Annotated in this window: 14 protein-coding genes; 8 read left to right on the top strand and 6 right to left on the bottom strand. The window is 56.3% G+C overall.

From position 1 onward, the window contains the following. Window positions 1-4 precede the first annotated feature (4 nt). From QYE77_RS08455 to QYE77_RS08440, 4 genes are read right to left on the bottom strand one after another with little or no spacing between them, the layout of a single operon-like run. Window positions 5-820 carry a 6-hydroxymethylpterin diphosphokinase MptE-like protein gene (locus QYE77_RS08455; protein WP_315624955.1) on the bottom strand — a complete coding sequence of 272 codons (816 nt, stop codon included), beginning with the start codon at window positions 818-820 and terminating at the stop codon, window positions 5-7. 5 nt (window positions 821-825) lie between these two features. Then, complete coding sequence (locus tag QYE77_RS08450) at window positions 826-1,590, bottom strand: SDR family NAD(P)-dependent oxidoreductase (RefSeq protein ID WP_315624954.1); 765 nt, start codon at window positions 1,588-1,590, stop codon at window positions 826-828. Between the two features lie 20 nt (window positions 1,591-1,610). Beyond that, the gene (locus QYE77_RS08445) at window positions 1,611-2,597 is read right to left on the bottom strand and encodes a phosphoglycerate dehydrogenase (RefSeq protein ID WP_315624953.1); all 987 of its coding nucleotides are present in this window, start codon (window positions 2,595-2,597) and stop codon (window positions 1,611-1,613) included. A 33-nt stretch (window positions 2,598-2,630) separates the two neighbouring features. After that, entirely contained in the window at window positions 2,631-2,765 is a 135-nt protein-coding gene (locus tag QYE77_RS08440) for a hypothetical protein (protein WP_315624952.1), read from the bottom strand. Between the two features lie 99 nt (window positions 2,766-2,864). Here QYE77_RS08440 and gatC point away from each other — a divergent pair, with 99 nt between their 5' ends. The 5 genes from gatC to QYE77_RS08415 all read left to right on the top strand — a co-directional run bounded on the left by gatC (window position 2,865) and on the right by QYE77_RS08415 (window position 7,618). Continuing rightward, the gene (gatC, locus tag QYE77_RS08435) at window positions 2,865-3,152 is read left to right on the top strand and encodes an Asp-tRNA(Asn)/Glu-tRNA(Gln) amidotransferase subunit GatC (RefSeq protein ID WP_315624951.1); all 288 of its coding nucleotides are present in this window, start codon (window positions 2,865-2,867) and stop codon (window positions 3,150-3,152) included. 3 nt (window positions 3,153-3,155) lie between these two features. After that, window positions 3,156-4,634, top strand: a complete 1,479-nt coding sequence (gene gatA / locus QYE77_RS08430) for an Asp-tRNA(Asn)/Glu-tRNA(Gln) amidotransferase subunit GatA (RefSeq protein WP_315624950.1) — start codon at window positions 3,156-3,158, stop codon at window positions 4,632-4,634. A gap of 89 nt (window positions 4,635-4,723) precedes the next feature. After that, window positions 4,724-5,170 (top strand): YccF domain-containing protein, encoded by a 447-nt coding sequence (locus QYE77_RS08425; RefSeq protein WP_315624949.1) that lies wholly within the window; start codon window positions 4,724-4,726, stop codon window positions 5,168-5,170. A 49-nt stretch (window positions 5,171-5,219) separates the two neighbouring features. After that, window positions 5,220-6,935 (top strand): M3 family oligoendopeptidase, encoded by a 1,716-nt coding sequence (locus QYE77_RS08420; protein WP_315624948.1) that lies wholly within the window; start codon window positions 5,220-5,222, stop codon window positions 6,933-6,935. Window positions 6,936-6,940: 5 nt separating this feature from the next. After that, window positions 6,941-7,618, top strand: a complete 678-nt coding sequence (locus tag QYE77_RS08415; protein WP_315624947.1) for an acylneuraminate cytidylyltransferase family protein — start codon at window positions 6,941-6,943, stop codon at window positions 7,616-7,618. Here QYE77_RS08415 and QYE77_RS08410 read toward each other — a convergent pair. Next, on the bottom strand, window positions 7,615-9,864 hold the full coding sequence (locus QYE77_RS08410) for a hypothetical protein (protein ID WP_315624946.1): 2,250 nt from the start codon (window positions 9,862-9,864) through the stop codon (window positions 7,615-7,617). The genes QYE77_RS08415 and QYE77_RS08410 overlap by 4 nt on opposite strands. A gap of 214 nt (window positions 9,865-10,078) precedes the next feature. Here QYE77_RS08410 and QYE77_RS08405 point away from each other — a divergent pair, with 214 nt between their 5' ends. Further along, the gene (locus QYE77_RS08405; protein WP_315624945.1) at window positions 10,079-10,324 is read left to right on the top strand and encodes a hypothetical protein; all 246 of its coding nucleotides are present in this window, start codon (window positions 10,079-10,081) and stop codon (window positions 10,322-10,324) included. 73 nt (window positions 10,325-10,397) lie between these two features. Here the strand turns inward: QYE77_RS08405 and QYE77_RS08400 are convergent, their stop codons facing one another. Further along, a complete protein-coding gene (locus tag QYE77_RS08400; protein ID WP_315624944.1) occupies window positions 10,398-11,237 on the bottom strand; it encodes a tyrosine-type recombinase/integrase in 840 nt (279 codons plus the stop codon). A gap of 354 nt (window positions 11,238-11,591) precedes the next feature. Between QYE77_RS08400 and QYE77_RS08395 the strand changes: the two genes are divergently transcribed. Together QYE77_RS08395 and QYE77_RS08390 are read left to right on the top strand one after the other, a co-directional pair. After that, entirely contained in the window at window positions 11,592-12,503 is a 912-nt protein-coding gene (locus QYE77_RS08395) for a DUF4007 family protein (protein ID WP_315624943.1), read from the top strand. After that, window positions 12,496-15,798 carry a hypothetical protein gene (locus QYE77_RS08390; RefSeq protein WP_315624942.1) on the top strand — a complete coding sequence of 1,101 codons (3,303 nt, stop codon included), beginning with the start codon at window positions 12,496-12,498 and terminating at the stop codon, window positions 15,796-15,798. The genes QYE77_RS08395 and QYE77_RS08390 overlap by 8 nt, the downstream gene beginning before the upstream one ends. The last annotated feature ends 34 nt before the right edge of the window (window positions 15,799-15,832 follow it).

Here is a 15,832-nt window from a genome sequence, read left to right as displayed (position 1 = left end):
AAGCCTAGTCGAACAGATGGTTGTAATCCACTTTGGGGAAAATGGTCAGTTTGCCCCCCACGGTGGCGTCCAAAATAGAGCGTCCGGCGGCCTCGTAAGCGGCGCGCGCCATCCGATAGGCGCGTTCCGAGCCTTCCAAATCCGGCAGTTGCCACTTAAAGCCCTTACCGAAATAGTTGGGCGCAAAGTGGTTGGGGTCATCACCTTCCGAGACCACTGCCGCGTTGGGTGGGCCCTGGGTAGCGAAGTTGTGATCCACCCCGATTAGAATAACTTGCGCGAAACCCATGAAAAAAGCCAGTTGCATGGCGACATAGGTTACCGTGAAACCCTCAAAGAGACGCCCAGTAGCCTCACCGCTGAAATTCTCCGCTCCGGTGTAATCGGTATCCAAGAACAGGGTATGGGGGTCGTCGGCGAACCAGCGGCGAGCGCGCCAGGTAATGAACTTGGGTAATGTGAGGGCTCTGATCTCATCGGCGCACTGCTGGAGCACCAGGTCATTGACTGAAACCAAGTATGTTGTGGTAAAACCCACTTCGGGGAAGAGCAGGTAGATGCGGTTGAGGCCAAAGGTGATCTCGTGACGCAAGGGCGAAAGATCCATCTTGCGTAGGCTCGGCCCGTTGCCGATGATGAAACAACGCTGCCCGGCATGGCGATTGCGGTATTCTTCCAAGCGGCGGCGGTTCATGGCCCACCGCAGGCTGAACCAGCGGGCCAGCACGTGTTGCCCACGGTTGTGCCAACTCCAATAGGTCTGCGACCCCAGATGCCAGAGGGGGGAGGGAACAATGCGTTTCAACGCTTGGCGATTCACGCGCCTCACTCCGTGCTCAATCTTGCTGTGGCACCGCCATCCACGACCAGGGCCTGCCCGGTCATGAACGAGGATTCGCGCGAGTCGGCCAGGAAGTAAATGGCGCGGGCAATCTCTTCCGGCTGGCCGATACGCCCGTTGACGGTGCGGCGGGCCAGATTCTCCAGACGTTCGTGAATGTCCTCACCGCTCACGTGGCCGCGGTTTAGCCCGGCGCGCAACATCGGCGTATCCACCGCGCCAGGCAAAATGGCATTGACGCGGATGTTATCCGGGGCAAATTCAATCGCCATGGCGCGCGTGAGGGCCAGCAAGCCGCCCTTGCTGGCCGCATAGGCGGCAATGTTGGCCGAGGTCTGAATGGCGTGCACCGATGAGACGTTGACGATGGCGCTCTCGCCGGCGGCCTTGAGCAGAGGATAGGCCAGTTTGACTCCCAGGAAGACCGAGCGCAGGTTCGAGGCCATCACGGCGTCCCATTCTTCGACAGTGGTCTCCAAGAAGGGCTTGGCGATCTGAATGGCAGCGTTGTTGACCAATGCATGCAAGCGGTCGGTGAAGGTCTGGGCGCGCTCGAAGATGGCGGAGATGTTTTCGGCTTGGGCGATGTCGGATTGGATGAACAAGCCATTAGCAGGAAAATCCGTGCCAAAGGGGGCGCGATCCACACCGATCACCCGCCAACCCCGTTCGGCAAACAGGCGCACCGTGGCGCGGCCAATTCCCCCTGCTGCGCCGGTGATCAAGACATAGCGTTCTCGGGATGACATATCCGCATCCACCTCGCTTTCTACGGATTCGGGCTTAGGCGGGCTTGCCAGGTAGCCAACTCATCGGTTGGCAGCTCCAGGCCCGCGAAGAGATTGCGCAGGGTATTCCAATGCACGCGCTCCCAGGCGGCGGGGCTGGCATTGGCGTTGTGTGCCGCCAGCAGGACGTTCTCCATCCGCCGCAGGGGCGAATCGAGCGGCAGCGGTTCGACCTCGAACACATCCAGCGCCGCCCCGGCAATGCGCCCGCTCCGCAGCGCTTCGATCAAGGCCGGTTCATCCACCACCGGGCCGCGCGCGGTGTTGATGAGCACTGCCGTTGGTTTCATCCAGCCCAGGGTTTCGGCGTTGATCAGGTGATAACTGGTGGGGTTGAGGTCGCAGTTCAGGCTGACAAAATCAGACCGCTCCAACAGATCGCGCAGGGTGGTCATTTCCACCCCGAATTCAGCGATGAAATCAGGGGCAATCGGGACAATATCGTTACCCAGCAATTTCATCCCAAAGGCACGCGCCCGCCGCAGGACGGCTTTGCCGATGTTGCCCACCCCGATCACGCCCAGGGTGCATTCGCTGAGTGAGCGAGCGAGCAGTTTTTCCCAGCCCCCGCTCTTAAGGGCACGATCCATCCAGGGCAGTTGACGGGCAAAGGCCAGGATGTAGCCCATGACGGTATCGGCAACCGGCAGGGTGAAGGCGTTGGGGGTATTACACACCTGAATGCCCAGCCGGGTGGCGGCGGCACGGTCAATCGAATCGATCCCCGTGCCCCACTTGGAGATGACTTTGAGGCGGGGAGAACAGGCCTCCAGCACGCGCGCGCTAAAACGGTCATCACCGCACAAGGCGCCATCGAACTGCCCGGCATAGGCCAGCAAGTCTTCCTCTTCCAGGCGTTCGCGCACCACCGGCGTGATCAGGTCAATCTGATACGCCGTGAACAGGGGCCGGAAGCGCTCCAGCACGGCTAGAAAATAAGGCGCAGAGATGAGAACAGTATATCCCAAGGGCCACCCTCAGGCGAAGATTTGCGCATGGGATTATACCATGATGCCTTTTCCTCTATTCCGTGCTACGAGCCAGACAGAAACGCGCCGTGCTGCCAGGGCTCCACATCCCGCCGCTGCCAGAATGAGGGGTAAAAATGCCATCCCTATACGGATCAATGCCTCCATCCTTCACTCCAGCATTTCCTGAATTATAGAAGCGTTTGGCAAAGGGAAAGGGGCGTAACAGATTTTCTACCTCACCCAGAATCGCGTATAATTGCAGGCATGAGCCTCTCACGTGAACAAGTCGAACACATTGCCCATCTGGCACGCCTGGAATTGACCGAAGACGAACTGGAGCGCTATCGCCAACAACTTTCAGCCATCCTGGATTACGCCGCGCGCTTGCAAACGCTGGATACTAGCGGCATCCCACCCACAGCCAGCGTGCTGCCCCCGCGTAGCGTCCTGCGTCCGGATGAGCCGCGGGCCGGCCTCAGCCGCGAGGCGCTGCTGCGCAACGCACCCCAGGTCGAGAATGGCCAGTTCCGCGTGCCCCCGGTGTTGGAGTAGCCCATGACCGCGTTGACCGATTTCACCGTGCACCAGGCGCTGGCGGCGCTGGCGCAGGGCGAAGTCTCCAGCCGTGACCTCACCCGCGCTTGCCTGGATCAGATTGAGCGCCTGGAGCCAATCCTGCATACCTTTATCACCTTCACCCCCGATTTGGCGCTGGCCCAGGCCGAAGCCGCCGACGCGCGTCGCGCGGCAGCCCGCCATCATCCCGATGAACCGCTCCCCCCACTCTTGGGGCTGCCCATCGCGATCAAAGATCTGCTGACCCTGGAGGGCGTGCGCTGCACCTGCGGATCGCGTATCCTGGAAAACTTTGTTCCTCCTTATACCGCCACCGCCGTGCAGCACTTGCTGGAAGCAGGGGTAGTCGTGGTTGGCAAGACGAACACCGATGAATTCGCCATGGGCTCTTCGACCGAGAATTCGGCCTATGGCCCTACCCGCAACCCGTGGGATACCACTCGCGTGCCGGGGGGTTCCAGCGGCGGTAGTGCGGCAGCGGTTGCTGCGCGCATGATACCGGCGGCGTTGGGCACCGATACCGGCGGCAGTGTGCGCCAGCCGGCTTCGTTCTGCGGGGTGAGCGGCATCAAACCGACCTACGGACGGGTCTCACGTTATGGGTTGGTGGCATATGGCTCATCCCTGGATACGGTCGGTGCCTTTGCCCGCACTGTGGCTGATGTGGCCCTGCTCTTCAGCCTGATCGCCGGTTACGATCCGCTCGATTCCACCACCCTGGATGTGCCCGTCCCGACCATCACCTTGCCCGCGGAACCCGATTTGCGCGGCCTGCGCGTGGGTGTGCCGCGGGAGTACTTCATCGGCGGGTTGCAGCCGGAGGTGGAGCAGGCAGTGCGCCAGGCCATCGCCGTGCTAGAATCGCTCGGCGCCAGCGTACATGAGGTCAGCTTGCCCCATACCGAATATGCCCTGCCGGTGTATTACCTGATCGCCCCCGCCGAGGCCTCGGCCAACCTGGCGCGCTACGACGGCGTGCGCTATGGCCTGCGCGTGGAAAGCGATGCTCTGTGGGAAATGTTCCGCCGCACCCGCGGGCAGGGCTTTGGAGCCGAAGTCAAACGGCGTATCATGCTCGGCACCTATGCCCTTTCCGCCGGGTATTACGAGGCCTATTACGGCCAGGCGCAGAAGGTGCGCACCCTGATCAAGCGCGATTTCGAAACCGCTTTTGAGTCCGTGGATGTCATCGCCGCGCCGGTGGCGCCCACCACGGCCTTCCGCCTCGGCGAGCACACCGAAGACCCGCTGGCGATGTACCTGGAGGATGTCTTCACCCTGCCTTGTAACCTGGCTGGCGTACCCGGGTTGGCTTTCCCGGTTGGTTTTGATGGCAATGGCATGCCCATCGGCATTCAACTGATGGGGCCGCACTTCCGCGAAGACGTGCTCTTCAAAGCGGCCCACGCCTATCAATTGGTCACCGACTGGCACCAACGCAAGCCACCCCTGGCCTGAGCCGCGGCGCAACCCCCGGACGCGCGTATGCGTAGATATAAGGGCTGATCCTCACCGGACGGCACTTATGTCGCAAAGGAGAAAGAACAATGACCTCGACCCCACCCTCTGCGGTTGTCCTGCCTGAAGAACGCGGTCCCGGCTGTCTGATTCGGCTGCTGTATTTCATTTTCATCGGCTTGTGGGTTGGCGGGATCGTGACTGCCCTCGCCTGGGTGCTCAATGTGACCATCATTGGCCTTCCGCTGGGGCTGTGGCTGCTCAACCGCTTGCCCGTGATTATGACCCTGCGCCCCGTGCGCCGAGAAACGCAGGTGGTGGTTGTGGATGGACGGGTGCAGTTGCGTCGCCGCGATCTGCCTCAATATCCCTTTCTGGTACGCGCAGCGTATTTCCTGCTCATCGGCTGGTGGTTCAGCCTGATCTGGATGACAATGGCCTGGTTGCTGACCGGTCTGAGCCTGGGGTTGGGCCTGCCCCTGGCGTTCTGGATGTTCGACCAGGTGCCGTTTGTTACCACGTTGGCCCGCCTGTAAATTCAACCCTTGCGCCGGTTTCCCCCGGCCAATCATGGAGCCTAAAACGATGTGGAATGATCTGCCCTCGGATGCCTCAACCCTGATGTCCTGGACGTGGACGAATTTCGAGCCTTACTACCAGGATCTGCTCCAACGCCCCTTGCGGGCGGAGACGGTCAATGCCTGGCTGGAAGATTGGTCGGCGTTGGACGAGCGGCTGATGGAACTGCGCAGCCGCCTGCATGTGGCGACTGCCGTCAACACCGCTGATGAAGTGGCTCGCCAGCGCCTGGATGCTTTCTTCGATCATGTTTTCCCCCAGGCGATGGCCGCGGAACAAAAACTAAAACAGAAACTGCTCGCCAGCGGGCTGGAGCCAGCGGGGTTTGAGATCCCCCTGCGCAACATGCGCGCCGAGGTGGCGCTTTTCCGTGAGGAAAACTTGCCCCTGTTGGCCGAGGAGCAAAAGTTAGTCCAGGAGTACGATCGCATTGTTGGCGCACAAACGGTGATGTGGGAAGGCCAGGAACGCACGCCTCAGCAGATGCGTCCTGTGCTACAAGATCCCGACCGGGCGCGGCGTGAAGCGGCTTGGCGCTTGGTAACCCAGCGTCAGATGGCCGACCGTGCGGCGCTCAACGACCTGTGGGTCAAACTCTTCCGCCTGCGTCAGCAGATTGCCCACAACGCCGGCTTTGCCAGTTATCGCGACTACCGCTGGCAGCAATTGCTGCGCTTCGATTACACGCCTGCCGATTGTGAGCGCTTCCGTGAGGCCATTGCCGACGTGGTAGTGCCGCAGGCTGTGGCGCGGTACGAACGTCGCCGCCGGCTGATGGGCATAACCACCCTGCGCCCCTGGGATCTTGAAGCCGACCCGCTGAAACGCCCGCCGCTGCGCCCCTTCCGCGTGGCTGACGAACTGGCCGAGCGCGCGATGCACATCTTTGCCCAGGTAGATGCCACTCTGGGGCAGTATTTTGAGATCATGCGCCGCGAAAACCTCTTGGATCTGGAAAATCGCAAGAACAAAGCCCCCGGTGGGTTCTGCACGGAGTTCGCCGTTCAGCGCCGTCCTTTCATCTTCATGAACGCGGTTGGCATCCATGACGATGTAAGCACCTTGGTGCATGAGGGCGGACATGCCTTCCACGTCTTTGAAACCGCCCCTATCCGTCTGGTGCACCTGCTAGAGATACCGATGGAGTTCGCCGAGGTGGCCTCGATGAGCATGGAATACCTGACCCTACCCTACCTCGAAGCGGCCCGCGGTGGCTTTTATCCGACCGCCGAGGCTAACCGCGCCCGCGTGGAACAAATGGAAGGGGCATTGCTCTTCTGGCCGTTCATGGCGGTGGTGGATGGCTTCCAGCACTGGGCGTATACCCATCCTGAAGAGGCCGTAGACCCCGCCCGCTGCGATGCGACTTGGGCAGCGCTGTGGCAGCGCTTCATGGCCGGCGTGGATTGGAGCGGGCTGGAGGAGGAAATGAAGACCGGCTGGCAGCGCAAACTGCATATCTACGAGGTGCCGTTCTACTACATCGAGTATGGACTGGCGCAACTGGGCGCGCTGCAGGTTTGGCGCAACGCCCAACGCGATCAAGGTGAGGCCGTCACCGCTTACCGCCGTGCGTTGGCGCTGGGCGGCAGTCGCCCCCTGCCCGAACTCTATCGCACAGCGGGCGCGCGCTTCTCGTTTGAGGCAGGGCTCTTCCGCGAGGTGACGGACGCCATGCAGGCAGCCCTGCACACCTGGGAAGACGACCAGCAGGGGAGGTAAATCCCATGGCAGAACGATCAACCGTCGTGGCCCTGGTGCCGATGCGCCACCACTCCGAGCGGGTGCCGGGTAAAAACTACCGCCCGCTAGCGGGAAAGCCGCTCTTTCATCACATCCTGGATACCCTTCGGCGCTGCCCCTCGATCACCCAGATCGCTGTGGACACCGATTCGCCGATCATCATCGAGGGCCTGCGCGAGCACTACCCCCAGGTGGTGATCATCGAGCGACCCCCGCATCTGTGCGGGGATGCCGTGCCGATGAACGAAATCTTGATGCACGATACCGCCTTGCTGGAAGCCGATTTTTACCTCCAAACCCACAGCACCAACCCGCTGCTGCGCGCCGAGACGATTGAACGGGCAATCCAAACCCTGCTCGATCTTTATCCCGCTTACGATAGCCTTTTCGGGGTGACGCGCATCCAAACCCGCCTGTGGGATCAATTGGCGCGCCCGATTAACCATAATCCGAATATTCTTTTGCGCACGCAGGACTTGCCCCCAATCTACGAAGAAAACTCGTGCCTTTACCTCTTCACTCGCCAGACGTTAGTGCAACGGCGCAACCGCATCGGCGAGCGCCCGTATCTCTTCGAGATCCCGCGCGAAGAGGCGCTGGACATTGATGAACCCCTGGATTTCATCATTGCGGATTTGTTGCTCAGCCGGCGCACGGCCTAGAACATGCTCATCTGCGCCGTCTCGCGCCAGAGGGGCGGGTCGCTATCTAGCAGGGCATCCCACAGGTCATGCCCAAGGTCGGCCTGGCTGGCCATGCGGTGCAAGTGACGGAATTTGAGCACGTGCCAGCTGCGCTGCAGGGCCGCTGCCAGGCGCGGATCGCGCTGTAGTTTATAAGCCAGCAAGCCGGCGCGACTGCCCGGCAACACCAGCACGTGGTGCTGGGCCTGTGGCTGGGGCGCGGTGAGAAATCGCCACACCATGGCCGAGGCCAGCAAGTAAAAGGCATAGCGCACCTCATTGCTGGGCGGATGCCGCCAGAGGAGGGGATTTTCTCCCTCTGCCTGATACCCCAACCGCGCCGCCAGGTGGCGCAGGGCGTGCGCCACGGCCTGCAGGTCGCGGCGGCGCTGGTCGGGCTGATCCTGCGGGCGGAGTTGCCACTGCCCGGTTTGGGTCTCCATCTCTTGCGCGTAGGAGGTGAGAATCGCTCGCAGCAGGGCTCGCCGCGGTGTGATCAGGCCGGGAAAGTGCCGGCGCATGGCTTGCTCGACCTCTACTGCAGTCACTATGGGATGGTTGAGCAAATAACCGACCACGGCCTTTTCGGCGCGGTCGGCCAGGGGCAGGGTCTCGGGAGCGGGCGGCACGGTCAACCCCCAGCGCGGGCCACTTTCGCCCTCGGCGCGGGCGTGCAGGCGGGTGAAGGTGGACGCATCGGCCAGGACTTCGTTCACCAGGGCCTGCAGGCGTCCGGCATAACCGGTGGGCATGTCCTCGATGGTGGCGGGCAGGTAGCCGTGTGCGCTCAGGGCCAGGATGCCCTCCAAAAAGAGGGGCAGGTAGTCGGCGGGTTCGGCGCGGTCGTTCAGGTGGTGCTGAAGCGCCTGGTGCAGACAGGGCTTGGGACTATCGGTAGGGGTGGGGAGCGGCGTCGTGCGCACCTGCCAGGTGGTTTGCAGGGCCGGTGCTTCGGGATCATACGCCAGCGCTTTAGCCTCCCACCCGGCGGTGTGCGCCCCCAGGAGAACGGCTAAAGCGGCCGCCGGGGTCAGTTCATCCGCCATCAGCCAGAGCGGGGTTTCCGGGTGCACCAGGCGTGCCGGCGGGCGCAAGGCATGGTGCAGGGCATGTGCAAGCCAGTTCCAGGCCGCGGCACGTGGGTTGAGCAGCCCGAGCAGCGGGCGGGCGACATCCTCGCCCCACAACCAGGCGCTCCATAAGACCGAGAGCCCCCAGAAGGCTGCACTAGGGCGGGTGAGCACGGCCAGTACCGCGCCAAAGGCAGGAAGGTCGGGTTGGGTCGCCAGGGTTCGCATACGCCCGCGGAAGAGGCAAATCCCTCCCTCCGGCGGGGGTAGCGCCGGCCATTGGGTAAGCGGGATGGGTGTGGTAAACTCGCCCCAGAGGGCAAGGACGTCATCCAAGGCCTGCATCAAATTGATTTCCAAGAAGACAGGGGGGGATTGCAACAGGCGCGGGCGCAGCGGGGTGGGCGGCCACGGCCAGAGTGCTGTGCCGCGGTCGAGCAGAGGAATCAACAGGGCATGGAGCAGGGTGCGTTGTTCAGGGGTGAGGCCGGGGCCTTCGCTGCGATTGAGCAGGGTGAAGAGCACCGTCAGGGCGCGGGGTGGGTAGAGGTGCAGCAGGTTTTCGGCGGCGGAGCGCGCTTCACCTTCGGCCACGGCGCCGAGGCGGCTGAGCGCCCGCGCGCGGTGGAGCGGGGCCGTGCCAATAGATTGCAAGATAGCCTGGTCCTCGGGGGTGAGGGTGAATTCGCCCTGTTCACCGCAATGGGGGCAGTGGAGCAGGCGCGCATGGGGTTGGTGGGCGCCGCGCTGCCAGAGGTAACCTGAGGCCGGGATAACGGCCTTACACCGCGGGCAGGTGGTCTGATACAGGCTGAGCAGGTACTGTTCCAGGCGTTGTTCCCCGCGGCGGGTGGCCAGCAGGGCGGCCAGGGCTTTGCGGAAGGCATCTCCACCCGGGCCGGCGGCCAGGTTTTGGAGCAGAAATGCCAGCAGAGGGTGATTGCAGGCCACCAGGACACGATAACCGGCCTGTGCGGCTTCAAGCGCTACCTGCGGGTGTAAGCCAAGGGGATCAAGCACCCATGCCCCGGCCGGGACGTGGGTATTCAGCCACTCACGCAGGCTACCGACGGGCAAGCGCGGCAGGTAGCGTTCAAGGGGGAGCGAGGGAAAGATGCCGCTGCCGAGGAGGTAAGGCGCGGCTTGGGTGTCCATACATTAATTTTAGCCGAAAGTCACGGGTGACCGGGTCAGTCTGAACCAGGGGGTGACCCAAGGCGATGCGATTGAAGCGCGGGATCATATCCCAAGGATTCTCCCCCGCCCCAAACCGCAGGTGGAGGTGTGGTGGCGTCTGAATGTCCAAATCATCGTCAGGCCCCCATCGCGGCGACGTTGCGGGGGGAGGTGTTACCCCACCGGTTTGGCCATGGCTCGTTTTGTTCCTGAGCCAAATCGCCCGATTGCCACTGGTTTCAACCCCAGGAACCACTTACAAGCGTTTGAACCTTTGCGGATCTGGCGCCGGCAGGCTGGGTTGACCGACGGCGAGGTGACTGCTTTCGGCCCTGACACGCGCCAGGGGATAACCTTGGCCTTGGCAGCCTTGTATCAAGAAGGTGACACCTGGACTTCGGGCGCCGATGTTGTCCACGAGATTGGTGTGTGGGATTAAAAGAGCCTGCCAAAGGGCAGGCTCATCAAGAACTCGGGGGCGGCGTTCCCCCAAAAAATGCACCGTGTGTGACTCACCGGGGACTCGAACCCCGAACCCGCTGTTGGATATTTGTTATAGGAAAGTAAGGGCCTAAATCAACCGCTGTTATATCGCGGGTGTAATACTCTACCATGCGAATATCTGACCATCGTCCTGCAATCTGAACCAATCGTGATGGGGCACCGGCGCGGATAGTCATTACAGCAAACGTTCGACGAAAGTCGTGCGGAGATAATTTGAACCCCAGTTTTTCACCCCATTTCCTTACAATTACTTTCAGGCCATCTCGAGTGACCTGAAATAACCTTGTGTTATTTGGGTCTCGGTAAGGAAGCCATTTAGAAATGGCTTCTGCTGTGTGGCCGGAAAAATAGGCCTTTTCCCATCGGCCACCTTTGATCTTGACCAATACTTCCCGTTCTTGCAGATCTAAGTCATTGATCTGTACATTGGCAATTTCGTTAACGCGTAAGCCGGTATCCAACGCGAAACAAGCAATGGCATAATCCCGACAGCCCTTTTTGGTTGTTGTGTCAAAAGAATTTAATATCTGAATTATCTGTTCAACCTTCAGAGTTCGCCCCGGATGTGGCTTCTCGCGCTTTATTCGCAGACGCAGAACCGGATGATTTTCACCATATTTCCATCGGAAGAAATGTCGTATTGCAACCGAAGCGACGTGTTGGCGTGAATTTCCCCATCGGGTAGATCGGAGAAAAGCCAAAACGTCGGTAACTGTGCAGTTTTCGGGATCAACATGGGAAAGGAAGACTTTAAGTATGTCTCGATACTGTTCCTCTGTTCTTTTACTAAAGGCATTCTCGGCGAAGAAAGTATCCAAAGTGGTGAGATCAACGGCGTGGTCTAACATGAATGTCCTCCTCGACTGAGATAATATTTGTCGGAAGGACAAAGTAAAGAAGGTTTATTGTAAATCTCAACGTTGTCATAAGATATATAAATCTTACCGATGGTTAGTTTTGGGCTGGCAGTCTTGACGATCTGCAGCGTATAGATACAATGAAACAAAATAAAACAATTTCAGCCCCACCGCGCGCATCGGTGAGGCTGAGACGGCAACGCGGTCGGGGCGCGTTGCGGCAGAATCTAGGATAGCAAACTTTTGCCGCCCGCGCAAGTTGACCGCAATGCGCGGGCGAATTAACTGATTGGGGATTACACTTTATAAATGTGATTTCTCTTATTTAATTAATCGGATGATACTATGAGCAATAAAGTTCTACATTCTACACGTCCAATATTTGGTGGGCACGAGAAATTTACCTTTCGTTATAGTTGGCTTAAAAAAGGATTGGATGCTATCTTGGAGGATCCCGAAATATTTTTACGAGAAGATGCCTTTGTCGTTTTGGGGGTTGGCAAAAACATGGCAACGTCTATTCGCTATTGGATGCTTTGCTTGGGATTATGCGAGAGATCTTCGGAACACTCTGGTTCTTTGAGACCTACACCTTTGGGGTATCACTTACTCGCTGATGATGGGTGGGACCCTTATTTAGAAGATATAGGGTCTCTTTGGTTATTACATTGGCAACTTGCAAGCAATCAGCAATACGGATTAGTATGGTATCTTGTTTTCTCCCGCTATTTCAACGTTGAGTTCCATAAAAACAATTTGATGGAATTTCTAAAGCATCAATTAGCACAGAGGGGAATTGAAACTACAGAGGGCATGATTGAGCGGGAAATAAACGTTTTTATTCACACCTACGTACCTGTGCAAAGCAGAAAAGGAAATAGGGAGGAAAGTCTAGACTGTCCACTAGTAGACTTGGATCTAATTCACTTTGTCCCAGAAGATGGGAGTTATCGTTTTAATGTGGGTGAAAAACCATCATTACCTACCGCTATCGTCGGGTATGCTCTGATTAACTTTTTTGAAGAAAAGTTATCATATCAGCGAACAGTGGCATTGGATGAATGCATATACGCTCCAGGTAGCCCTGGCCAGATTTTTAAGTTGGATGAAAGTAGTATGATATCCTATTTGGAGGGCTTAGAAATTCTTACAAATGGAGTTCTAAGATTGAATGAAACAGCTGGCTTACGGCAAGTTCACATCCTTTCCGTATCCAAGGATTTAGGATGGAGTTTATTAAGGGAATACTATGCCTGATACCCTACTAAGCAACATTATTCGCATTCGTTCTAACTATTTACGAGCAATTCGTTTGGAAGATGATATTTCCAATAGTAATATATTGGGAGGATATACTCTAACCGTACAAGCGCTCAATACTCTAAAACGCATTACAGAAGGTATAACTAACCACTCAAGGGCATGGACGCTAACCGGTCCCTATGGTTCCGGAAAATCATTTTTTGGCTTGTTCTTGGCCAATTTACTTGACCCACACCGTTATGGCCACGCTATGGCCTGGAAAATGATCTCAGTGGTAGACCCATTAATAGCGGCACAATTACAACAAACCTTGAAAGAAAACGGGGGGATTTTGAGTGTGATCGTGACCGGAGCGCGCGCCTCTTTACAGGAATGTTTGGCGCGTGGTTTTTCAAAAGTTTTAGATGAAGATAACCACCTACACGAACTCAAGCAAAGTCTGGAAAACGTCCGGTATAGTGATAGCGGAACCTTCTTGAAGTGGGTTAGGACTTTCGTATCACAAGTAAGTCAGTACAGAGATAATACCAATGGTGTGTTGATCCTACTTGACGAGATGGGGAAAGTTCTAGAGCATGCCACATCTAATTCACAGGAAAGTGACATATACCTCCTTCAAGAATTGGCAGAATTTTCTGCTCGCAGCAACTCACATCCGTTTATATTTATTGGCATATTGCATCAAGCTTTTGAAACGTACGCAGCCTTTCTGAGTCAATCCGCCCGACGGGAGTGGGCAAAAGTACAGGGGCGCTTTGAAGATATTCCTTATCATGAGGCTCCCACTCAGCAGATGAGGCTTCTTGCTGACGCTTTTGGTAAACACTCTGTTGCTTTACCAGTATCAAAGCCCATCCTGATGACATGGTGTCCCCCCGGCATGAACTTAGATGAATTTGAGGGACTATGCCAAAAGGTATATCCACTTCACCCCAGCGTTTTTGTGGCTTTGCCCTATATATTTCGCCGTCTAGGTCAAAACGAGCGTTCCCTCTTTACCTACCTTTCTTCTCAAGAACCATTTGGGTTTCAGGAGTTTCTATCCACGCATAAGTTTGGAGATATTCTTTATTTGCCTAATTTGTTTGATTACCTTGCAGCTAATTACCAAGCTACTATCTATTCCACGAGTCGCGCACGACCCCTAACCGAAGCTTTAGAGCGATTAGAAAACACCCTGTCTCTTAGAGAGATAGAAAAAGACTTGCTCAAGACAATAGGTTTGCTCAATTGGTTAAGCGAAACCAGTCCCATACAGGCCACAGAAAAGACGATCATTAGCGCCCTTACCCCCGCATATCCTGAATCAGAACTTTATACAACATTAGGAACGCTTCAGCACAAATCGTTTATTACCTATCGCCGGTTTAACCATGTGTATGCAATTTGGCAGGGTAGTGATGTTGATCTTGAAGAGCGTTTGCAGATAGCCCGCTCTAGAGTAGAAACCACCCTGAGTATAGCTGAGATCTTGCAGAGATATTTGCCCCCTCGTCCTCTGCTAGCCCATCGCCATAGTTACATAACAGGGACCCAACGTTTTTTTGAGGTAAGGTATTTAGATTCTCACAACAAAGATACAATTTCATTAGATGCTTCGCAAAACAATAGCGGCGTGGTTTTGTTATGTCTTCCAGGTTCAATGGCAGAAGAGGAAGAATTTGAACGATGGGTACATAACGAGGAAATTTCCCGACGACTCAATCTGGTTGTTGGAATTGCCCCCCGTGCTATTCATCTGCGGGAATTAGTACGAGAATTTCGAGCATTGCATTGGACAAAGGAGAACACTCCGGAGCTGCGTGACGACCCTATAGCCCGAAAGGAATGGCGAACGCGGTTAGCTCTCCTTGAGCATGCTATTCGCACAGAATTGGACCATGCCTTTAACCTTAGGCAAGGTTATATTTCGAAAGGGTCTCGGTGGTATTACCGAGGAAATGAAGTCTTCCCAAAATCGCGCTCTGGTCTTTCGGGTTTGCTGTCGGATATCTGTGATACGCTTTATTCTTCTTCACCCAAGTTATGGAATGAGCTTCTCAATCGCCAAGAGTTGACAGCACAAGGCGCAGGAGCGCGACGAAGACTTATTGAAGCAATTTTGACCCAATCAGACAAACCCCTAATGGGAATTGAGAAGTTTCCTCCAGAACGCAGCATGTACGAAACACTTTTGAAACGCGGTGGATTGCATCGTTGGTCAGATGGTGTTTGGCAAATTGTCCCACCCGCACAAAAAGATCCGCTAAATTTATGCCCAACTTGGGAAGCGATAAGTCATTTCATCTTTGGTGGTTTGCCTGAACCACGTCCTTTGACTGATTTGTATGATATTTTATTCGCTCCTCCCTATGGCGTAACTCCAGGACTAGCACCAGTTTTGTTAGCGTTGTTCTATAAGGTGCATGAAAATGAAATTACCTTGTACAAGGAAGGAACGCTTATAATTGATCCAAACGTTGCAGATTGGGAAGTTCTACTGCGGCGGCCAGAATTATTTTCTATTGCGGGATGCCGGGTAAGCGGTTTACGCGCTGCTATCCTGGAAAGAATGGCAAGAGGTTTGCATGTTCAACCTTATATAATGCCAATAGTGCGCTCTTTAATTGGACGTCTCAAAGCTCTCCCTGAATACGCTCAGCGGACACGAAATCTCCCAGAATCTGCTCTAAACTTACGTCAAGCTGCCGAAAGAACCCGTTCTCCAGAACGATTTCTTTTTGTGGAGCTTCCTGAGGCATTGGGACTGCCGCCATTTGAAGAAGAAGAATTTGATCCTAAACGTTTTGACGAATTTTTTGAGCGACTAAACCTTGCCTTAGAAGCGTTGGCCAATTCCACACCACGTTTACTGGTATGGGCACGAGATGTTTGGCTCTCTTCTTGTGGACTACCCAGTGGAGAAGAAGGCTGGGCAATCTTTCGCTCAGAATGCCAGAAAATGGCTGTTCGTGTAACGCATCCCCAACTTGTTCCATTGGTAAAACGCGCGGCAGAAGCCCCTGAATCTCGCTCTGCTTTGGAGAGTGTTCTAGCCTTTATTGCTAACCGCCCGCCTCGCACCTGGACCGATACCGATGCCGAGCGCTTTGAAGCACGGGCGGAACATCTAGGAGCATTGTGGCGTGTTGAAGCAGGGCTAACAGATGATCTTTTGTTACCGCCAGAATTGCGCGAACGCAGTCAGAAAATAGCGAACGAGTTAGAAACTTATCTTCGATCCCTAGAGTCAAACAAGCTGGTCCTTCGGGCTGCTTTACAAACTCTTACGCTGCGCCTAAGAGAATAACGATTATGGAAAATTTCTGTAGAGTCCCTCGAGG

Source organism: Thermanaerothrix solaris (assembly GCF_032334255.1).
GTDB lineage: Bacteria > Chloroflexota > Anaerolineae > Anaerolineales > Anaerolineaceae > Thermanaerothrix > Thermanaerothrix solaris.
The sequence above is the reverse complement of the archived record's forward strand: the minus strand, read 5'-3'. Positions and strand labels throughout refer to the sequence as shown.